We start from the raw sequence: 19,592 nt of genomic DNA, 5'->3' as shown, positions 1-19,592 counted from the left end.
GCCCGTCATGATCGGGTACGAAAGGTGATGCCGGCCTTGACGAGCCGGTCGACCAGCGCGCTGCCCATCGCCGTGGCGGTGGTGACCTGGCCCGCGGTCGCCGGCAGGTCGTCGAAAGCCAGGCACAGCGCGGATTCCGAGAGCATCTTGGCCGTCTCGTCGTAGCCGGGGTCGCCGCCGGAGACCTCGGTGACCAAACGGGACTGCGGCGTCTTGGCGTAGAAGGTGACGCTGAACCGGCTCTTCGCGCGCCGCTCCTCGCTGGGCCCGTCGCCGGGCTTGTTCTTGCCCTGCAACCACTTCCGCAGCGGCGGCACCTGCGCGGCACCGACCAGCCCGGCCGCGCCCGCCCCGAACGCGAGGGCGGTCGGGAGCCTGCTGACGCCGAGGAACTCGCGGTAGGTGAAGTCCGGCGCGTAGCGCAGCGCGGCGGCGGAGCGCCCGACGATCTGCGGATCGACGGTGGGCAGCGGGATCGCCCACACCCCGGCCGGACCGTGGTAGTGCGGCACGCCGACCGGCAGGTGCACCTTGGCCTCGCGCGGCTCGACGGCCCGCCGGTCCTTGGCGACGCGCCGCATCGGGCCGAGGCGGGAGAAGGCGGTGAGCGCGGATGCGAAGGTGCCGCCGGAGAAGCTCGCGTTGGTGCGCACGACGCCGTCGATGCTGATCGGCTCACCCATGCCGAACTGCTGGGTGCCGAGCTGCTGGACGGTGTAGTAGACCCCGAGGTCGTAGGGGATGGAGTCGAAGCCGCACGCGTGCACGATGCGGGCGCCGGTCTCGGTCGCGCGGCCGTGGTGCGCGAGGTACATGCGGTCGACGAACTCCGGCTCGCCGGTGAGGTCGACGTAGTCGGTGCCCGCCTCCGCGCAGGCCGCGACGAGCGGCTCCCCGTGGTGCAGGTAGGGCCCGACGGTGGTGATGACGACCTTGGTGGCCGCGGCGACCTTGGCCAGCGAGGCGGCGTCGGTGACGTCGGCGATGAGCAGCGGCAGGTCCTTCGCCTTCGGGTTGATCCGGCCCAGGCGGTCACGCAGCTGCTCGAGCTTGCCCTGGTTGCGCCCGGCGAGGGCCCAACGGGCGTGGTCGGGGGCGTTGCGTGCGAGGTATTCGGCGGTCAACGCGCCGGTGAAGCCGGTCGCGCCGAACAGCACGAGGTCGTGCTCCCGCTGGGCCACGGTGTGCTCCCTCCAGTCCGTGTACCCGACGGTAACCCAGCCGTCGAAACGCCGCTCGCCGCGGCCGTCAGCGCATCTTCTCCGGGATGTGGTCCAGCACGTCCAGCACGTGCACCGCCAGCTCCGCCGCGACCTTCTCGGGGAGCTCGGAGTGCTCGCGCAGGGTGTCCGAGACGATCTTCACGCGCCGTTCGTAGAGGGATACATAGGTGGTCATCCGGTCTCCTTCGTGGAGCAGACACAAGCGCGGCTGTAGCCGCCGTTCAGGGTGGCGGTGCAGAAACGGACCGAGATCGGGTCGTGGTTGCTCCAGGGGTGCGAGCAGGTCTCGCATGTCCCGGGAGCGCGGTCCGCGGCGGCCGTCACTTCGGGAACGTGGCGGGTGACGGGGCGGTCCATCGCGTCGAGGTGCCGCTGGACCTCGCTGTTCGAGCTCGACGGGGGGATCACCCCGCGCGCCCGACGCTCCGCGTGCCCAAGGGTTTCCGGATGTGTGCTGAGCCCGACGTCATGTCGCGCTCCCCTCTCCGGCCGGGATCCGGCCGGACTGACCTACGCCGGGAACGGCGCCGACAATGCTGTCGTCGCTCGAAGTGCACCCGGTACCCGTCAGCCTACGCCGCACCGGGCACCGCGGCGGTGTGGGCGGTGTGGTTGTCTTGGGGAACCAATTCGGCCCTCCCGGAGTTGGAGTAGCAGAGGTTGGCGAGCGTGTGGACGCCGCTCAACCGGTTCTCGTTCACCCACAGGCAGGACAGTTCGTCGACCGCGCACGGCCGGTCGAAGGTGACGGCGGTGCCCGGCGCACCCGATTTTGTCCACTGTGGATGGTTCACCGTGTTGGGGCGGCTGGCGCCCCGCGATCGTCAAGCACAGCTCGACCCACTCAACGGAGGCCTTCCATCAGCGTTCCCGTTCTCCTGCCGCCTGCCGTCCGTGCGCCCGTTTCGCTCACCGACATCTACGGACCGGGCGTTGCCATGTGCGCGCGCCCGGCCCTGGAGTCCCGCGAATCGGCCGGCGACAACCGGCTCACCCGCGACGTGGTCTCGGCCCGCCCGATCGCCGTCGCCGCGGACACGCCGGTGATCTGCAGCGCGGGCGGCACCGACCCGGAACTGCTGGCCCGGTTGCGGGACGGCGGCCTGCCGGTCGGCACCGACCTGCGTGAGTTCCGCACCGAGGTGCAGTTCGCGGCGCGGGTGGCCGAGGCGTTGGCCGACGGCCTGCTGATCTCGATGGAGTACCCGCAGCCGACCGCGCTGTGCCCCGACGAGCGCGCGGTCAAGAGCGCGCAGCTCGTCGGGTACCTGAACAACAAGGCGAGCATCGGCACGCTGGTCGATCCGCGCTACCAGGCCCGTCGCGACGTCGTGCCCCGCGCGCGGCTCGGCGCGGCCACACCGGCGGAGAAGTCCTGGGTGCTCAAGGGCGCCACGGACGACGCGCACGGCGGCAGCCTCGACGTGTACCTGCACGAGGCGGGTCAGCCGATCGCGCTGCCGGCGTTCACCGACGTGCTCGCCGAGTTCGTGGTCGAGGAGTACCTGCAGATCAGCCGCAACTGGGGCCTGCAGCTCTACGTCGGGCCGGATGCGCGGGCCCATCTGCTGGCCGTCACCGAACAACGCGTCGACGCCTTCGGGATCTACTCCGGCGGTGCGTTCGGCTCGGTCGCCGCGCCGCCACCGGAGCTGGTCGCGCAGTGCGTCGCGATCACCCAGCGCGCCGCCGACGTCGGCTACCGGGGCGTGTGCGGCGTGGACTGCGCGCAGACCCGGGACGGGCAGTTGGTCGTGCTGGACCTGAACTTCCGGATCACCAGCGGGTCGATCCCGTTGCTGGCCCTGGAATCGGTGCGACCCGACGACCTCGACCGCCCGGCCGAGTCGGTGAAGCTGGTCGCGACCACGCCGCTGCCCGCCATGCTCGCCGCGCTGGAACCGGCCTTGGCGGCCGGCACGCTCCTGCTGACCGGGGGCCACGACACCACCCGCACCGACCACCCGGTCCGGGCCACGACCCTGCACCTGGTGGTGCTGGGCGACGATCCCGGCGAGGTGGCCGCCCGCTGCGCCGCACTGCAGGCACGAGCCTGGTAGCCGAGACCGCTCCCGCGTCAGTCGAGGGCGGCGCGGATCAGCGCGGCGTACTTCTCGGCCGGTTCGGCGGCGGTGTACGGGTGGCGCGGGCCCAGCCAGAAGCGCAGGCCGTCCTTGCGCTTGCGGGGGATCACGTGCAGGTGCAGGTGCGGCACCGACTGGCTGACCACGTTGTTGATCAGCACGAGTGAGCCGTCCGCGCCGAGGGCCTTCTCCACCGCGCGCTCGAGCCGTTGCGCCGTCCGGAAGAAGTGCTCGACGCGGTCGGCCGGCAGGTCGCTCATGATGACCATGTGCTCGCGCGGCACCAGCAGCACGTGCCCGTGGAAGAGCGGCTTGTGGTCCAGGAAGGCCACCAGCTGGTCATCGGAGTAGACCTCCGCCGCGGGCAGCTCACCGGCGATGATCGCGCAGAACGTGCAAGCCATGGCCGCACCTTCTCATGGAACCGAAACAGGCGGGCTCATGGAACGCGACGGGCAGGCTCACGGAACGCGACGGGCAGGCTCACGGAACGCGAAAGGGGCGGGCCCGACGGGCCCGCCCCTTCCTCGACGATCAGCTAGCTCAGGCCGCCGAGCGACGCTTGCGCACGACCAGCAGCAGCGCGCCGCCACCGACGAGCAGCAGGGCACCGATGCCCAGCGGCAGGCCGATGCTCGCACCGGTGTTGGCCAGGCCGCCCTGGTCGGCCGGCGGGGTCGCGGCCGGGCTGGTGGTCGGAGCCGGCGCCTCGGACGTGGTGGTCGTCGGCTGGGTCGTGGGCGCCTCGGTGGTCGTGGTGGTGGTCGGCGGAGCCTCCACGCACGCCTTGATCGTGCCGGACTTGGTGAACGAGAAGCCGCGGCTGCCGTCCTGGTCGTCGCCCGCCTGCACGGCCACGGTGTAGGTGTGCGCCTTGGTGGCGTCCAGGTCGTTCCAGTTCTTCTGCCACGAGGTCTTGAACGACTCGTCGGCCACCGACTGGTCGTCGACGGTGACCTTCACGGTGTTGGTGACGTCACCGTTGTAGGCGGTGAGGTCGACCTTGAGGTAGCTCGTGCCGTCAGCGCAGTCGGCCGAAACGCGGTACGTGTGTGCACTGGCGGGGACGGTGAGGGCGAGCAGCGCGGTGCCGGCGATCGCGCCGGTTGCGAGCACTCGGCGGGCGATGGTGGTGACAGCCATGTGGGAAGGCCTTCCAATCAAGCGATACGTGGCGAACCAGCTGCCGGTCAAGCGCACACCGGCGTCGATGGTTGGCGAGGATATCCACTCGATCGGGTGGACTTTCACCGGGTCCTGTTTTCAAGCGACTACGCAGAGTTGAATATTTGGATTGTGCTGGTCAGCGCTTCGAGGGTGGAAATCTGGCCTCGTTCCTGGCGATCTTCGCCTGTGCGGCGGCTGCGAGATCAACTCCGACCGAGTCCGCCAGCTGCACGAGGTAGAGCAGGACGTCGGCCAGTTCGTCGCGCACGGCCGCGGCCCGCTTCCCGTCCGCCATCACGTTCGCCGACTCCTCCGGCGTGAGCCACTGGAACAGCTCGGTCAGCTCGCCGACCTCCGCGGTCAACGCCATCACGAGGTTCTTCGGCGTGTGGTACGGCTGCCAGTCGCGGGCCGCGGCGAACTCCCGCAGCCGCTCGGTGAGTTCGGCGAGGTCCATGCGGACACAGGTATCACGGCTGAGCGCTCACCCGGTCGGCGGTCGCCGGAAAGGTCGACATCTGCTGCTTGTCGTGCTTGCGCTCGTAGAAGTAGCCGTCGACGCTGACGATCAGCGGGCCGAGGGCCATCACCAGCAGCAGGCTGACGCCGAGCACGAGTCCGGTCCACGTTGCGAACAAGGCGATCATCGTCCAGCACCTTCCGTTTTCCTCCGTTGAACTTGCTGGACCAAGCGTCGCTCGTGGACCACTGTGGACGGATCGGTCGAACGGGCGGACCGGGCCGCCGACCGGCCGGGCATCTACTACCCGTGCCTCGGCCGATCGGCCGACCCCGCCGCGCCGATCGACCGAGGCGCCGCGCGCGGGCGGCGAATACCTTGGTCCACCATGGACACCACTGCCGACGTCGGCACCGTCCGGCGCTGGCTGGCCGGGCTGCTCGCGCTCACGTTCGTCTTCGACTTCATGGCCGCCCTGGCCGACTACGGCGACCACTCGCTGATCGGCTCGTGGCTCAGCCTGCCGCTCGCTGTGTGCGCGCTCGCCGCGGGCGAGCGGCCGCTGCTGATGGCGTTGCTCGGCTGCGGCTACGAGTTGCTGGCCTCGGCGGCGGTCATGCTCGCCCACGTCGACCTGCCGTACGGACCGGGCATCGCCACCTTCCAGGTCACCGAGATGGCGGCGGGCGCGGCGCTGGTCGGCTTCGTGGTGTGGCGGCTCTCGATCGAGGCCGCGATCTGGACGACGCTCGCGGTGGTGCTCGCCGCCGTCGGCTCGCTGATCCTGCGGCTCGGCGCCACGGACCAGTTCAGCAACCGCCAGCTGGCCTATTCGGGGCTGGCCGGGCTCGTGGTGCTCGCGGTGGCCGTCGCCGTCGGGGCCTACCTGAGGCGCAGCACCACGACGACGGATCCGGAGCGCCGGGCGTTCGCGCGGCGGCAGTGGCCGCTGGCCGCGGCGCTCGGCCTGCTGATGTTCGTGGACTTCGCCGCGGGCACCGACGCGATCGTCTCGGGGTCGTTGCTGTCGTTGAGCTTCCTACTGCCGATCATCGGGGCGGCCGTGTCGGCCGTCGCCGCGTACTTCGGCCCCAAGCAGCCGGTGCGGATGGCGCTGTTCGCGGCGGGGGCCACGGTGCTCGGGTCGTGGCTGATGCTGCCCGCCGCGGCGGTGCTGCACGACTACCCGCGGCTGCTGATGCCGGTGACCGCGATCGGCGCGCACATGGCGCTCGTCGCGTACGTCGTGCGGTACGCCGACCGGCGCCAGGCCACGCTGTCGGTGGCCGCGCTCGTGGTGGCCGACGCGCTGGCGCTCGTGCCGTCGCTGCCGATGAACAGCAGGCACGGTTTCTTCGGCGACCTGCGCGACTACCTCATGCTCGGCGGGCTGCTGCTGGTCATGGCCGCGGCGACCGGGCAGTACTTCCGCAGCCGCGACCGCGACCGCAACCAGACGGTGCGGGCCGCGGTGGCCGGAGCACAGCAGGCCGAGCGGATGGCGCTGGCGCGCGAGCTGCACGACGTCGTCGCCCACCACGTGACCGGCATCGTGGTGGCCGCGCAGGCGGCCCGGCTGGTCGCCGACCGGGACCCGTCGGCGGCGGGCAAGGCGTTGGCACGCATCGAGGACAGCGGCGTCGAGGCACTGGCGGCCATGCGGCGCCTGGTCGCCAGCATGCGGGGCGCGCCGCCGGCCGGCAGCTCGGCGGCCGCCGAGCAGGCGACCCAGGACCTGCGAGCCGACCTCGAAGCGGTGGTCGGGTCGGTGACCGGGCCGATCGTCGACCTCACCGTCGAGTTGCCGCAAGAGCTGCCGCAGGAAGTCGGCCGGTCGGTGCTGCGCATCGTGCAGGAGTCGCTGACCAACGTCGGCAAGCACGCACGCGACGCGCGGACCGTGCGGGTGGCCGTGACGACCGAGCAGGACGAGGTGAGCGTGTCCGTTGTGGACGATGGCTCGGGTGCGGTCGGTGCGCCGGTCGGCGGGTCCGGCGGCTACGGTCTGATCGGCATGCGCGAGCGGGTGGATCTGCTCGGCGGCCGGTTCGAGGCGGGGGCAGGCGCCGGGGGTGGCTGGACCGTCACGGCCCGGCTGCCGCTCGGGGAAGGGGAGAAGTGACGATCCGGATTCTCATCGCGGACGACCAGGAGATGGTGCGTGCCGGGTTCCGGATGATCCTCGAGACCCAGGACGACATGACCGTGGTCGCTGACGTGGCCGACGGCGTCGCCGCGGTGGCCAAGGCACGCGAGCTGCGGCCCGACGTCTGCCTGATGGACATCCGGATGCCCGGCCTCGACGGGCTCGAGGTGACCAAGCAACTGGCGGGCCCGCAGGTGGCCGACCCGATCAAGGTGGTCGTGGTGACCACGTTCGACCTCGACGAGTACGTGCACACCGCGCTGGCCAACGGCGCCAGCGGGTTCCTGCTCAAGGACGCCGGGCCGGCGCTGCTGATGGAGGCCGTGCGTGCGGCCCACCGGGGTGACGCGCTGGTGTCGCCACAGATCACCGTCCGGCTGCTGAAGCACTTCGCGAGCCCGGCGAAGTCCACACAGGACACTTCGGTGGAGCTGACCGAGCGCGAGCGGGACGTGGTGAAGGCCGCGGCCCGCGGGCTGACCAACACCGAGATCGGCACGGAGCTGTACCTGTCGTTGTCGACGGTGAAGACGCACCTGGCCGCGATCCAGGCCAAGATCGGCGCCCGCAACCGGGTCGAGGTCGCCGCGTGGGCGTGGCGCACCGGGATGATGAACGACTGACCCCGGCCTGACCCCGGTCCGGCCAGTCGGAGGGGTTTTCCACAGGCAGGCAGTTGTCCACAGATCCGCGCCGCGGCCCCCACACCCCCTTTGACCTCGATAGACTGGTCTCAAGGGGTGCCCCCGGGAGGGTGGGGGCTTGTCTTCGCGCGCGCGAGCGAAACGAGCGTGGTCAGCGTTTCGCGTCGGGTTCGAGGCGGATCGTCGTGATGTAGGTGGCCAGCATTTCGTAGTGGCCGACCAGCAGGATCAGCTCGATCGCCTCGGATTCGCTGAGGTGGGCACGCAGGGCCGTCCAGGCGTCGTCGTCGAGGTCCTGTTCGTGGTGGAGCAGGTCGACCGCGGCCAGGACGACCCGCTCGCGCTCGCTCCAGCCAGCGGCGGTCGGACCTTGGCGCACCAGGTCGACCTCTTCGCGGCGGACGCCGGAGCGGCGGCTGAGCCGTTGGTGGTGGGCGAACTCGTAGGCGTTGTCGCGCAGGTGCGCCACCCGCAGGATCACCAGTTCGGTCTCCCGGCGTGGGAGCGTGCCGCCGGGCATGAGCCGGCCCGCGAACCGCAGCCAGCCGCGGAAGAGCTTGCGGTGCTTGCCGAGCGTGCGGAACAGGGCCAGGGGCTCGGTGCCGGCGACCCGGCCGGCGACGCGGGCCGCGAGCCAGCCGAAGGTGCCCAGTTCACGGCGGCCGCCGAGCGGGACGCGTTCGCCGGTCATGCGATCGCCTCACCGGCGTGAGCTGGTGCGCGATTCCTCCGGCGCATGGCATCCACGATTCGCTCGCAAGCTTCGCTCATGGCGGCCAGCATGGTCCAAGGAGGCGTCTTCGGCCTAACGGCCTGCGACGTATGGGCGATCTTTTGCCCCGGGACTGGTCAACGCGGACGCCGGTTGGCACTCTACGAACACGATCGTACGCAAACATCTCACGCACTCTTCATCGGATTGGTTGCAACTTCACCAACCGTCGGGGTCCGACCAAGGAGGGGAACCCATGCGACTGCGCCTGCTCGCCGCCGTCATGGCCACCACCACAGCTTTGACCACCGGGGCGCTGGTCGCGCCCGCCGTGGCCGGCGCCGCGCCGGCCTCGATCCAGAGCCAGCACGTCCTGAACGTCGACTACCAGGTCCAGGAGACCGGGTACTGGTGCGGCCCGGCCGCCACCCGGATCGCCCTGTCCGCACGTGGCATCTACGTCAGCCAGGCCGACCTGGCGGCGCAGCTGGGCACCACGACCAACGGCACCGACTGGATCGGCCAGGTCACCGGCGTGCTCGACAACTACGTCGGCTGGTACGAGACCAAGGAGATGCCGAACGACCCGCCCACGCAGGGCCAGCGGGACCTGCTGTGGAACGACATCGTGCTCGACATCAACAACGGGTACCCGATCGTCGCGAACATCGTCGCCCCGGCCAACAACCACCCGCCGGGCTACCCGAACTACACGATCTACCACTACTTCACGGTGATCGGGTACGACGACGCGAACATGAGCGTGCTCATCGCGGACCCGGCGTCGTTCCAGGGCAACCAGATCTACTGGCTCAGCTTCGACCAGCTGGCCACCTTGATCCCGCCGAAGGGTTACAGCGCCTGAGGGATCAGCGGGCGCCGGCCGGGTTGTCGGCGTCCGCGTAGGTCCCGTGGCCCTCGGCGACCAGGTCGCCGTCGAAGCGCAGGACCTCGCACACCAGGTTGCCCTTCTGGTTGCGGTAGTGGATGACGAGGTGGTCGACGCCGACGTAGTGGCCGACCACCTCGAACCGCAGGTCCGGGATCGCCGCCAGGCCCTTGGTCCAGTACTCGCGCAAGGCCGCCTTGCCGCGCACGAAGCCGTCGGTGCCGAGCACGGCCGCGGCCACCGGCGAGGTGAACACGACGTCCTCGGTGAAGTGGGCGAGCAGCCCTTCGAGGTCGTGCTCGTTCCACCTGCTCACCCAGTCCGCGACGAACCCGCGCGCCCACTCATGATCCATACCCGCACGGTAGCGCGCGCAGCGGCACGGGCGTCGACACGACGATCGACGTCGTCGTCTGGCCGAACAGCAGGAACCGGTCCAGCAGCAGCTCCAGGTCCTGGATGGACGGAGCGTGCATGCGCATCAGGAAGCAGTCCTCGCCGGTGATCCGGAAGCATTCGACGACCTCCGGGGTGTCCTGCGCGGCCGCCGCGACCTTCGGCAGCTGCCCTGGTCCGGGGCGCACCCGCACGATCGCGGTCACCGGCAGGCCGAGCGCCGCCGGGTCCACCTCCATCCGGAAACCGGTGATCACGCCGTCGCGTTCCATCCGTTGCACCCGTTCGGTGACCGCGGGCGCGGACATGCCGACCCGGCGGGCCAGCTCCGACATCGACACCCGTGGTTCGGCGTGCAGTTCGGTGAGCAGGCGCCGGTTGACCGCGTCCAAGGTGGAAGCGTCGTTCTGCCGTTGTTTCACAGGCAAGTCGGGCCTCCTGCCTTCAAAAGGGCATTCACCAACGGCTGAGTGTATCGAAAAATAGTGCTCATGCCGGTTGTCGCGTTGTTCGGGATCAGCGCGGTCTTCCACTACCTGGGCCCGGCTTTCGCCGTGTTGTTGTTCGCGCACGTGAGCGCGGCCGGGGTGGCCTGGTTGCGGATCGCCAGTGCCGCAGTGGTTTTCGCGCTGTGGCGCCGGCCGTGGCCGTTGCTGACCTCGCCGACGATGCTCGCGCTCGGTGCCGTCCTCGCGGTCATGAACACGGTCTTCTACCTGGCGATCGCGCGGCTGCCGCTGGCCACGGTGGGCGCGATCGAGTTCCTCGGCACGGTCGTGCTCGCCGCGGCCGGGGTGCGGACCGGGCGCAACGCGGTCGCGCTGGCCCTCGCGGTCGGCGGAGTGGCGATCCTGACCGACGTCCGGATCGTCGACTCGCCGTGGGGGTTCGCGCTGGCGTTCGCCAACTGCGTGCTGTTCATGGCTTACGTGGTGCTGGGCCACAAGGTCGCGAACGCCGAGGGAATCGATGCCCTCGCCGCGGCCATGATCGTGGCGGCTGTGGTGGCGACGCCGTTCGGGATCGGACCGGCCGCGGTGGCGTTCACCCACCCCGGTTGGCTGGCCGCCGGGATCGCGGTCGGCCTTTGCTCGTCGGTCATCCCTTATGTCGCCGATCAACTCGCCATGGCCCGGGTCCGGCGCGCCACGTTCGCGCTGATGCTCAGCCTGCTGCCCGCCATGGCGACCGTGATCGGCCTGGTGGTGCTCGGCCAGCAGCCGAGCGCCGCCGAAGTGGCCGGGATCGCGCTCGTGATCGCCGGCGTGGCTCTGCACCGGCAGAAGGAGAGTTGATGGACTACGTACGGCTCGGCGGTACCGGACTGGTGGTGTCCCGGCTCTGCCTGGGCATGATGAGCTTCGGCGACGGTTCGCGGCGGGCCTGGCACCTCGGCGCCGAGGCGGCCGCGCCGATCGTGCGGCGCGCGGTCGAGCGGGGCATCACCTTCTTCGACACCGCCGACATGTACTCCGGCGGCGTGGGCGAACAGCTCACCGGCAAGCTGCTGTCGAGCGTGTTCGGCAACCGCGAGGACTACGTGCTGGCCACCAAGGTCTACTACCCGACGAGCTCGTCGCCGAACGGGAAGGGCTTGTCCCGCAAGCACATCATGGCCGCTATCGACGCGTCGTTGCGCCGGCTGGGCACCGACTACGTGGACCTGTACCAGATCCACCGCTGGGACCCGGACACGCCGATCGAGGAGACCATGACGGCGCTCGACGACCTGGTGCGGGCCGGGAAGGTGCGCTACCTCGGCGCGTCCACGATGTACGCCTGGCAGTTCGCCAAGGCCCAGCACGTGGCGCCGACGCCGTTCGTGTCCATGCAGAACCACTACAACCTGCTCTACCGCGAGGAGGAGCGGGAGATGATCCCGTACTGCGCCGACCAGGGCATCGGCGTGCTGCCCTACAGCCCGCTCGCGCGTGGCCTGCTCGCTCGCGCCGACACCGCAACGGCACGCGCGCAAGGGGATCCGGTCGCCCGGGAGTACACAGTGGACGAAGCAGTGCTGGCCGCCGTCCGGGCTGTGGCCGAGCGCCGCGAGACCTCGACGGCGCGGGTCGCGCTGGCGTGGCTGCTGGGCAACCCCGCGGTGACGGCGCCGGTGGTCGGTGCGACCAAGGTGTCCCATGTGGACGAAGCGGTGGCGGCGCTGGACCTGCGGCTGACCGATGCCGAGAACGACGCGCTCACCACGCCGTACCGGCCGCAAGCGCCGCTCTAAGCGGGGGCGATGCGGTACCCGACGCCACGCACGGTGTGGATCATCCGCGGGGCGTGCATCTTGCGGCGCAGGCCGAGGATGCACTGCTGCACGGCGTTCGGGTCGGGCCGGACCTCGTCCCAGAACCGCTTGATCAGCTCCCGCGTCGTGGCCGGTTCCGGGTACCGGGCGAGGAGCAACTCCAGCACGCCGAACTCGGTCTTGGTCAACGTGAGCAGCGCCCCGGCCCGGCGCACCTCGTGCCGGCCCGGGTCCAGTTCGACGTCCCCGCAGCGCAGAACCGGCGGCGGGCCGGGCACCGACCGGGTGCACAACCGCCGCACCCGGGCCTCCATCTCGGCCATCTCGAACGGCTTGGTCAGGTAGTCGTCGCCCACGTCCAGGCCCTCGACCACGTGCGTCACCGAGTCGAGCGCGGTCAGGAACAGCACCGGCACCGACCAGCCCTGGGCCCGCCGCGCACGCACGTAGTCCAGCGAGTCACCCCACGGCAGCATCCGGTCGAACACCGCGCAGTCGTAGGCGTTCACCGCCAGCTCGAAGTCGGCCTCGGGTACGTCACCGACGGCGTCGACGGCGAAACCGGCGCCCCGCAGCCAGTGGTGGATCGCCAGGCACAGGTCGCCGTTGTCCTCGATGACGAGTATTCGCACAAGCACATAGGGTAGCGCCCCGCATCGGATCATCCGGCCAGATCGAGCAACCAGCCCCGTTCGGCCGCCTTCGCGCCGGCCTGGAACCGGCTGCGGGCGCCGAGCCGGTTCATGATGTCGGCGACCGTGCGGCGCACCGTGCGCACCGAGATGTCCAGCTGCGCGGCCGCCGACTCGTCGGTGCTGCCGGAGAACAGCAGGCTGAGCAGGTGGCGCTCGCGCAGGGTCAGCTCGGTCGACTCGGGCAGCGCGGACGGGTTCAGCGGCGCCGCGCCCGACCACACCCGCTCGAAGAGCTCCACGGTGGTGGTCACCACGCTGGGCAGCTGGAACGCCGCGATACCGCGGTCACTCGGCATGACCGCGATCCGGCGGTCGACGACGATCGCGTCGGTCGGCACGTCGGGCACCGTGCGCACCGTCCCACCCGCCAGCGACAACGCGCCCAGCTGAGCGGCCAGCTGCGGCGCGGTGCGCGCCGGGTCCGGCACGAGCACCCGGTACCGCACGCCGCGGCGCACGTTGTCCAGGTCTGCCTTGCGAATCGCGCCGATCGGCCCGGCGATGGCCGCGGCCCGGGTGCTCATGACGAGCACCTCCTCGGTGGCGTCGGCGAGCAGTGCGTCGACCCCGCCGAACCGCGGCGGCCGGCCCACGGTCGCGACGGGCCGCAGCTGGTCGATCGGGACAACGGTCATGACGGCAAACCTCCAAGGTGCAAGGGCGAAGAGTGCGACGCGCGCAGCGCGGCGTCGCGGATCAGGGCGTCGCGGATCAGGGGGTGCAGCCCGAATCGGTCCGCGCCCCGCTGGACGACCAGGTGCCGGTCGAGCAGGTCCTCCAGCGCGCGGCGGGCCGCGGCGACCGAGCCGCCGGTGAACGCGGCAGCCTTGGCCGCGGTCACGTCGCCGGGCAGCACGGCCAGCGCGGTCAGGACCCGGTGCGGCCCGGCTGAACTCGACGACCCGGCCGAACTAGACGAGGCAGCCGAGGGCACCGCGCAGCGGATGGCCTCGTCGAAGACCGCGCTGACCTCGTCGAGCTCGCCGCCCGCGACCAGCCGTTCGGCCAGCTGCCGGACCGTCCACGCGGGACGCGCGCGCAGCCGGGCGGCGGCCGCGCGGATCGCGAGCGGCAGCCGGCCGCAGCGGCGCACGACGTCGGCGACCGCGGCCGGGTCGACCTCGGCCCGCCAGTCGGCGACCACCGCGTGGAACAACGCGATCGCGTCGGCGCGGGGCAGCGGGTCCAGCGTGACGTGCCGGGCGCCGGGCACGGTGAGCCGCCGCGAGCGCGTGGTGACCAGGACCAGGGCGCCTTCGCCGGGCAGCAGCGGCCAGACCTGCGCGGCACTGCGCACGTCGTCCAGCACCAGGAGCACCCGGCGCCCGGCGAGCTCGGCGCGCCAGCGCGCGGCCCGGTCGGCGAGGCCGGCCGGGATGCGCAGCACGTCGAGCTTGCGCAGCAAGCGGTCCAGCAGCTGTTCGGGCTCGGCGTGGTCGCCGACCTCGACATGGAGTTGACCGTCCGGATAGGACTCGGCGAGCCGGTGCGCGGCCTGCACCGCGAGCGCGGTCTTGCCGACGCCCGCCATGCCGTCGATCACCGCCACGCCGCCGCCCAGTCCGGTCAGCGCGGCCAGTTCACCCGAGCGGCCGCGGAAGTCCGGCAGGGCGAAGGGGAGCTCGCGCGGCAGGTCGCGGTGGCGCGCGGTGCCGAGCGCGGCGAGGGCGACCCGGCGGGCGTCGGCGAGCTCCTCGCCGGGGTCGGTGCCGAGCTCCGCGATCAGCAGCGAGCGAGCCTTGTCGTACACGGCGAGCGCGGCCTCGTGGCGCCCGGCCAGGCACAGCACACGCATCCACTGCGCCCACGACGCCTCGCACAGCGGGTCCTCGTCGGTGAGCGTGCGCAGCTCGGCCACCGCTTCCCGGGTGCGGCCGAGCCGGGCCAGCGCGTCCGCCCGCCCGGACCGCAGCTCCCGGCGCAGTTCGGCGATGCTCGCGAGCACACCGGTGTCCTGGACCCGCACGCCGTCGAACGGCTCGCCACGCCAGAGCGCGAGCGCCTCGGCGCAGCACTGCTCGGCGAGCCGAGGGTCGTTCACCGCGCGGGCCTCGCGGGCGAGCGCCTCGGCGGCGTCGACGTCGACCTCGCCCGGGCCCACCCGCAGCCGGTAGGCCCCGGTCCGCGAGTCGATGCGCGAAGTGCCGTCCGGAAGCGGTGGCAGGGCCCGGCGCAACTGCCAGATGTAGGTCTTGAGGTTGGCTTCCGCCGAAGCCGGGGTGGCCGTTTCCGGCCAGGTCGCGTCGATCAGTGTGTCCGTGCGGACCCACCGGTTAGCGTGGAGCAGCAGCGTGGCCAGCACGGTGACCGGCTTGCGGGCCTTCGGGATCTCGCCGTCCGGCAGGTGGGCCTGCACCGGTCCGAGCACGTGGAACAGCACCGGGGTCCACCTCCTTCGCGTCGCGGTGCGCTTACGATCACTTGGCGGACCTGAGATTTCGATGACATTGGGGCGCGGCTGGTGCGGGTATTGGTGGTCGAGGACGACGAGAACATGCGCACCGCGGTCGCCGCGGAGCTGCGGGGCGCCGGGTTCGAGGTGGTCGACGTCGGTGATCTCTTCGCCGCCGACCAGGCGCTGCGCCAGGGCGAATTCGCCTGCGCGGTCTTCGACCGCAAGCTCCCCGACGGTGACGCGATCGACTACGTGCACCGGATCCGGGTGGCCGGGAGCGCCGTGCCGGTGCTCTTCCTGACCGGTCTGGACTCGGCCGCGGCCCGGGTCGCCGGGTTCGCGGCCGGGGGCGACGACTACCTTGTCAAGCCGTTCCGGGTGGCCGAGATGACCGCCCGGGTGGTCAACCTCGCGCGCCGCGCGGGCACCGGGCGGTCCACGGTGCTCCGGTTCATGGACATCGAGCTGGACACGGCACGTCGCCAGACCAAGCGCGGCGGCGTGCTGCTCACGTTGTCCGACAAGGAGTTCGCTGTGCTCGAACACCTGATGTTGCGCCCCGAGCAGGTGGTGACGCGGGCGTACCTGGTCGAGCACTGCTGGGACGCCGCGACCGAGCCGGTGGCCAACGTCGTGGACCGGGTGGTGACCCGGTTGCGGGCCAAGCTGCACGCGCCCAACGTCATCCACCCCGTGCGCGGCACCGGGTACCGCCTCGCCGCGCCGGGCGCGTCGTGACCACGGGGGCAGGCGTGCGCCGCTCGGGGGTTTCCGACGCTGAGAACCGGGCGGCGACCAAGGTCGTCACCCGGTCGGCGGCCGATCGCCTGCGCCGGCTGCGCTGGCTGCTGACGATCACCTTCACCAGCCTCAACGCGATCGGCCTGATCGTGCTGGGCGGGTTGCTCATCCACTCCGACACCGAGCGGGGCGAGACCGTCCTCGACCTCGACCTGCACCGGGTGACGTCCACGGTCAGCAAGCTCATCAGCTACGACGACCCGATGCTCATCAGCGGCCCGCTCAACAACGACGCGATCGAGACCCAGTGCCCGCAGTTCGCCGTGCTGCCGGGCGGCATCGGGACGTTCCCAGGCCAGTTCTCCCGCACCACGTGCGTGCCGGTGGACAGGAACCGGCTCGCCGGGTACGCCCACGACTCCGCGACGAGCGGCCACTCGCTGAGCGGCTACACCCGTGGCACCGGCGGCGAGCTCATGCGCGTGCTGGTCGAGCCGCTCAAGGACACCCAAGGCCGGTACTTCGGCGCCGTGGTCGCGTTGTCCGACGCCCGGTCGATGCAGAGTGCGCACAACCACCTCGTCGTGCTGGTCGTCGGCGGCTGCCTGCTGCTCATCTGCGTGCTCGCGGTCACCGGACACCTGCTCTCCGGGCGGGCCATCCGGCCGGCGGCCGCCGCGCTGGAGCAGCAGGAGGTGCTGCTGGCCGAGACCGCGCACGACCTTCGCAACCCGGTGGCCAGCCTGCGTGCGCTGGCCGAGACCGCGCTGCGCAACCCCGACCAGCGGGTGGAGCTGTTGCCGCGCACCGTCACGCTGGCCGCGCGGATGGGCGACATCATCGACAGCCTTTTGGTGCGTGCCCGGCTCGCCGCGGGCGTCGACCAGCTCGCCCTGCAACCGGTGTGGCTCGACCAGCTGGTCACCGCGTTGGTCGAGGACACCACGCACAACGGCGCGCAGGTCACGGTCACCGCGGCGCCGTCGCTGGTGCGGGTCGACCCGTCGCTGGTGCGCCGCGCGATCGGCAACCTGCTGGAGAACGCCCTGCGCTACGGCCGCCGGCCCGACCAGCAGGCCATCGTGCACATCGCGGTCGCGGGCGGGCGGGTCACCGTGGCCGACAACGGGCCGGGTGTCGACGGGACGGTCGCGCAGGACCTGCTGGACCGGTTCCGCACCGGCAGCGGCTCGACCGGGCTGGGCCTGTCCATCGTGCGGTGGGTCGCCGAGGCCCACGGCGGCACCCTCAACGTCTACAACGCCGAGGAGGGCGGTGCGATCTTCGAGCTGGACCTGCCGCTGGCCAACCCCAGCAGATAAACCGGAATGGACCGTTTCTGTATCGGATGGCTTACTGTGGGTCGAGTGAGCGGGAGGACACCAGGGGGTCCGTCCGCGGATCGGCGACCGGTCCGCCGCGGTGCGATCCGCAGGCGGTGGGGCGCGCCTTCGCGGCACCGTGCGGTCAGCGGCAGCGGCAGCGGCTTCGCGACCCGGACCGGCGCCAGCACGACTGGCAGCGGCGACCGGACGAGCACCGGGTCAAGACACCTACCCGTTCGATGACGCGCCCTTCGCGGTGCGGTCGAACACGAACAACCGGGAGTAGCGGGGTGCCACGATGACCGAGGGAAGGCGGCTCGTCGCCAGCAGCACTGCGCGACGCAAGGGCTGGGGCAAGCGCCTGCCGACCGCGCTGGTCGCCCTCGGCAGCGTGGCCGCCGTCGGCGCGGCACTCACCGCGGCCGTGAACCCGGTGCCCGGCCTGGACTTCCTGCCCAGCGGGCACTGGGTGTTCAACGCCGTCACGGAGTTCGCCGTCCACATCGATGGCGGGTCGGCCGCGGTGGACGCGAGCGTGGGGCTGCAGGGCGCGTCCGCGGACAGCCAGGTCGTCGAAGGCCCCGACACCGGTTATGTGATCAGCGACGACCAGATCACCGTGTTCGGCAAGTCGAAGCTGCAGGTCGAGGATCAGATCGCGCCGCCGTCGAGCGAGAAGCCGGTCGCCATCGAGGCGATGGGCGGCCCGTACGCCTTCTACCAAGGCACCGGCAAGATCGTGCGGCTCGGCGACCACGTCGCGAGCATCAAGACCAACGGCGCGTTCACCGACCAGGTGATCACCGCCGACGGCACGGTCTGGCTCCACCGGGCCGACGGCAACCTCTGCTCGCTGGCCAAGGACGCGGCGTCGCTCAGCTCGTGCCCGGTCACCCTCGAACACGGCCACGACGGCGCGCTGACCGCGGTCGGTGACCAGGCGGAGTTCCTGGACACCACCTCGGACGTGCTCTACCCCGTGTCGGACCAGGGACGCGGCGACGGACAAGGCCTCGGCTTCGCGGTCTCGGACCACGCGCGGGTCGCATCGTCCGATGTGGACGGACGGGTGGCGATCCTCGACCCCGACACCCACCAGATGCACCTGGTCGACGCGGGCGACCCGAGCCACGATCCGGTCACCGTGCCGCTGCGGGCCGAAGGCCAGTACTCGACGCCGGCATCGACCGGGTCCGTGGTCGCGCTCGTCGACAAGCGCGGCGGGACGATCCAGACGTGGGACAGCCGCGGCGAGCCGCACGGCACCGGCCCGGTGCCCAAGGGTGACGGCGCCGACCCCAAGGTGCGCAAGGGCGAGGACAACCGGATCTACGTCGAGAACGGCAAGGGCACCGAGGTGGTCGTCGTCGGCCAGGACGGCGAGCTCTCCGATCCCGTCGCGGTCGACGAGCGGGCCGCCCCGAACTCGCAGAAGCCCAACCCCAACGGCAATCCGCTGCCCGGTGGTACCGGCTCCCAGAAACCACCAGAGCGCGATGAGCGCGCGGTGCCGCCGCCCGCGAACAAGCCGGACAGCACGGTGGAGCCCCAGGAGACCACGGTGGACTCCACGCCGACCACGTCCGGCACGCCGGAGAAGCCCGAACCGCCGGTGGTCCCGCCGAGCCCGCCGGGCGCACCGGCGCGGGTGGACGCCTCGGCGGGCAACGCCTCGGCGACGGTGACCTGGAGCGCGGCGGCGAGCAACCGCGCGGCCATCACGAGCTACCAGGTGACGTGGGCGGGCGGCGCGAAGACCGTCTCGGGCTTCGCCACCTCGACCAAGATCACCGGCTTGACCAACGGGACGCGCTACACGTTCAGCGTCTCGGCCGTGAACGCCGCGGGCCGGGGGCCCGCCACGTCGTCCAATGCCGTGACGCCGGTCGCGGCCGCCGCCGCACCCACTGGGCTCGCCCTCCAGCGCGATCAGGGGACCGGGGAGTTCAGGCTCACGTGGAACCAGCCGAATTTGGCCGGCGGCACCCTGGTGAACTACCAGGTGACCGCGACCGGCCTGCCGTCCCAGTCGCCCAAGACGACGAGCGCGCCGTTCCCGGGAGTGGTCCCGGGACAGTCCTATACGTTCACGGTTCGCGCGATGACCAGGACGCCGGGCGGCCAGACGCTGACCGGCGCCGCGGCCGCCAAGACGATCACCGTGCCCGGCCCGACGCTGACCGTGACGCGGGGGGTGGAGGACTGCCCGGACTACCAGGACGAACCCGACTGCGCGCAGATGCACGTGCAGCTCGCCGGGTTCGACCCGAACGCGAAGTACAACATCTACCCCCACTCCGACGACCCCGGGTACAGCAATCCGGGCTCCGGTCAGACCACTGACGAAACGGGCGCGGTCAGCTTCGACGCGTTCCAGTACTTCGGCACCGGCCACCTGGTCTGGGTCACGGTCCAGACGTCCTCCGGAACGATCACGTCACCGAAAATCCGCTGGGAGTAA

Annotated in this window: 23 protein-coding genes; 9 read left to right on the top strand and 14 right to left on the bottom strand. The window is 71.4% G+C overall.

The features are described 5' to 3' along the window. Window positions 1-5: 5 nt before the first annotated feature. From EV186_RS01930 to EV186_RS01920, 4 genes are all read right to left on the bottom strand, one after another. Complete coding sequence (locus tag EV186_RS01930) at window positions 6-1,181, bottom strand: saccharopine dehydrogenase family protein (protein WP_133847348.1); 1,176 nt, start codon at window positions 1,179-1,181, stop codon at window positions 6-8. A 67-nt stretch (window positions 1,182-1,248) separates the two neighbouring features. Next, window positions 1,249-1,398, bottom strand: coding sequence for a DUF6307 family protein (locus EV186_RS38685; protein ID WP_166658988.1), 150 nt, complete (start codon window positions 1,396-1,398; stop codon window positions 1,249-1,251). Further along, entirely contained in the window at window positions 1,395-1,580 is a 186-nt protein-coding gene (locus tag EV186_RS39340) for an RGCVC family protein (RefSeq protein ID WP_133848697.1), read from the bottom strand. Before EV186_RS39340 ends, EV186_RS38685 begins: the two co-directional genes overlap by 4 nt. A gap of 215 nt (window positions 1,581-1,795) precedes the next feature. Next, the gene (locus EV186_RS01920) at window positions 1,796-2,017 is read right to left on the bottom strand and encodes a hypothetical protein (protein WP_133847347.1); all 222 of its coding nucleotides are present in this window, start codon (window positions 2,015-2,017) and stop codon (window positions 1,796-1,798) included. A gap of 144 nt (window positions 2,018-2,161) precedes the next feature. Here EV186_RS01920 and EV186_RS01915 point away from each other — a divergent pair, with 144 nt between their 5' ends. Further along, entirely contained in the window at window positions 2,162-3,283 is a 1,122-nt protein-coding gene (locus EV186_RS01915) for a hypothetical protein (protein ID WP_133847346.1), read from the top strand. Window positions 3,284-3,300: 17 nt separating this feature from the next. Here EV186_RS01915 and EV186_RS01910 read toward each other — a convergent pair whose 3' ends face one another. From EV186_RS01910 to EV186_RS38680, 4 genes are all read right to left on the bottom strand, one after another. Beyond that, window positions 3,301-3,711 (bottom strand): HIT family protein, encoded by a 411-nt coding sequence (locus EV186_RS01910; RefSeq protein ID WP_133847345.1) that lies wholly within the window; start codon window positions 3,709-3,711, stop codon window positions 3,301-3,303. 139 nt (window positions 3,712-3,850) lie between these two features. After that, the gene (locus EV186_RS01905) at window positions 3,851-4,450 is read right to left on the bottom strand and encodes an LPXTG cell wall anchor domain-containing protein (RefSeq protein WP_133847344.1); all 600 of its coding nucleotides are present in this window, start codon (window positions 4,448-4,450) and stop codon (window positions 3,851-3,853) included. 160 nt (window positions 4,451-4,610) lie between these two features. Next, window positions 4,611-4,931 carry a nucleotide pyrophosphohydrolase gene (locus tag EV186_RS01900; RefSeq protein WP_133847343.1) on the bottom strand — a complete coding sequence of 107 codons (321 nt, stop codon included), beginning with the start codon at window positions 4,929-4,931 and terminating at the stop codon, window positions 4,611-4,613. Between the two features lie 13 nt (window positions 4,932-4,944). Further along, window positions 4,945-5,121: a hypothetical protein gene (locus tag EV186_RS38680; RefSeq protein ID WP_166658987.1), complete on the bottom strand. Its 177-nt coding sequence runs from the start codon at window positions 5,119-5,121 to the stop codon at window positions 4,945-4,947. Window positions 5,122-5,322: 201 nt separating this feature from the next. Here EV186_RS38680 and EV186_RS01895 point away from each other — a divergent pair, with 201 nt between their 5' ends. Continuing rightward, the gene (locus tag EV186_RS01895; RefSeq protein ID WP_133847342.1) at window positions 5,323-7,056 is read left to right on the top strand and encodes a sensor histidine kinase; all 1,734 of its coding nucleotides are present in this window, start codon (window positions 5,323-5,325) and stop codon (window positions 7,054-7,056) included. Beyond that, window positions 7,053-7,703: a response regulator gene (locus EV186_RS01890; protein WP_279538269.1), complete on the top strand. Its 651-nt coding sequence runs from the start codon at window positions 7,053-7,055 to the stop codon at window positions 7,701-7,703. The genes EV186_RS01895 and EV186_RS01890 overlap by 4 nt, the downstream gene beginning before the upstream one ends. Before the next feature lie 172 nt (window positions 7,704-7,875). On the opposite strand, the gene EV186_RS01885 is transcribed toward EV186_RS01890, so the two are convergent. Next, window positions 7,876-8,415 carry a carboxymuconolactone decarboxylase family protein gene (locus EV186_RS01885; protein WP_133847341.1) on the bottom strand — a complete coding sequence of 180 codons (540 nt, stop codon included), beginning with the start codon at window positions 8,413-8,415 and terminating at the stop codon, window positions 7,876-7,878. Window positions 8,416-8,692: 277 nt separating this feature from the next. On the opposite strand from EV186_RS01885, the gene EV186_RS01880 reads away from it, so the two are divergent. Next, window positions 8,693-9,301, top strand: coding sequence for a C39 family peptidase (locus tag EV186_RS01880; RefSeq protein WP_133847340.1), 609 nt, complete (start codon window positions 8,693-8,695; stop codon window positions 9,299-9,301). Window positions 9,302-9,305: 4 nt separating this feature from the next. Here the strand turns inward: EV186_RS01880 and EV186_RS01875 are convergent, their stop codons facing one another. Beyond that, window positions 9,306-9,680 (bottom strand): nuclear transport factor 2 family protein, encoded by a 375-nt coding sequence (locus EV186_RS01875; RefSeq protein WP_133847339.1) that lies wholly within the window; start codon window positions 9,678-9,680, stop codon window positions 9,306-9,308. Then, on the bottom strand, window positions 9,670-10,143 hold the full coding sequence (locus EV186_RS01870) for an Lrp/AsnC family transcriptional regulator (protein ID WP_243753909.1): 474 nt from the start codon (window positions 10,141-10,143) through the stop codon (window positions 9,670-9,672). Before EV186_RS01870 ends, EV186_RS01875 begins: the two co-directional genes overlap by 11 nt. A gap of 69 nt (window positions 10,144-10,212) precedes the next feature. Between EV186_RS01870 and EV186_RS01865 the strand changes: the two genes are divergently transcribed. Next, window positions 10,213-11,016, top strand: a complete 804-nt coding sequence (locus EV186_RS01865) for an EamA family transporter (RefSeq protein WP_133847338.1) — start codon at window positions 10,213-10,215, stop codon at window positions 11,014-11,016. Then, window positions 11,016-11,954 carry an aldo/keto reductase gene (locus EV186_RS01860; RefSeq protein ID WP_133847337.1) on the top strand — a complete coding sequence of 313 codons (939 nt, stop codon included), beginning with the start codon at window positions 11,016-11,018 and terminating at the stop codon, window positions 11,952-11,954. The genes EV186_RS01865 and EV186_RS01860 overlap by 1 nt, the downstream gene beginning before the upstream one ends. Here the strand turns inward: EV186_RS01860 and EV186_RS01855 are convergent. From EV186_RS01855 to EV186_RS01845, 3 genes are read right to left on the bottom strand one after another with little or no spacing between them, the layout of a single operon-like run. After that, a complete protein-coding gene (locus EV186_RS01855; RefSeq protein ID WP_133847336.1) occupies window positions 11,951-12,607 on the bottom strand; it encodes a response regulator transcription factor in 657 nt (218 codons plus the stop codon). The two genes, EV186_RS01860 and EV186_RS01855, sit on opposite strands and share 4 nt — an antisense overlap. 29 nt (window positions 12,608-12,636) lie before the next feature. Continuing rightward, window positions 12,637-13,305 carry a helix-turn-helix transcriptional regulator gene (locus EV186_RS01850; protein WP_133847335.1) on the bottom strand — a complete coding sequence of 223 codons (669 nt, stop codon included), beginning with the start codon at window positions 13,303-13,305 and terminating at the stop codon, window positions 12,637-12,639. After that, window positions 13,302-15,050, bottom strand: coding sequence for an AfsR/SARP family transcriptional regulator (locus EV186_RS01845; protein ID WP_166658986.1), 1,749 nt, complete (start codon window positions 15,048-15,050; stop codon window positions 13,302-13,304). Before EV186_RS01845 ends, EV186_RS01850 begins: the two co-directional genes overlap by 4 nt. Before the next feature lie 78 nt (window positions 15,051-15,128). On the opposite strand from EV186_RS01845, the gene EV186_RS01840 reads away from it, so the two are divergent. The 3 genes from EV186_RS01840 (at window position 15,129) to EV186_RS01830 (ending at window position 19,592) form a co-directional block, all read left to right on the top strand. Next, complete coding sequence (locus tag EV186_RS01840; RefSeq protein WP_208115522.1) at window positions 15,129-15,803, top strand: response regulator transcription factor; 675 nt, start codon at window positions 15,129-15,131, stop codon at window positions 15,801-15,803. Beyond that, window positions 15,800-17,128 (top strand): sensor histidine kinase, encoded by a 1,329-nt coding sequence (locus EV186_RS01835; protein ID WP_341814121.1) that lies wholly within the window; start codon window positions 15,800-15,802, stop codon window positions 17,126-17,128. Before EV186_RS01840 ends, EV186_RS01835 begins: the two co-directional genes overlap by 4 nt. Before the next feature lie 301 nt (window positions 17,129-17,429). After that, on the top strand, window positions 17,430-19,592 hold the full coding sequence (locus EV186_RS01830; protein ID WP_133847332.1) for a fibronectin type III domain-containing protein: 2,163 nt from the start codon (window positions 17,430-17,432) through the stop codon (window positions 19,590-19,592).

Origin of the sequence: Labedaea rhizosphaerae (assembly GCF_004362825.1) — a bacterium.
In the GTDB taxonomy this organism is placed as follows: Bacteria; Actinomycetota; Actinomycetes; order Mycobacteriales; family Pseudonocardiaceae; genus Labedaea; species Labedaea rhizosphaerae.
Note: the sequence above shows the minus strand (reverse complement) of the source record. Positions and strands in the feature narration are given on the sequence as shown.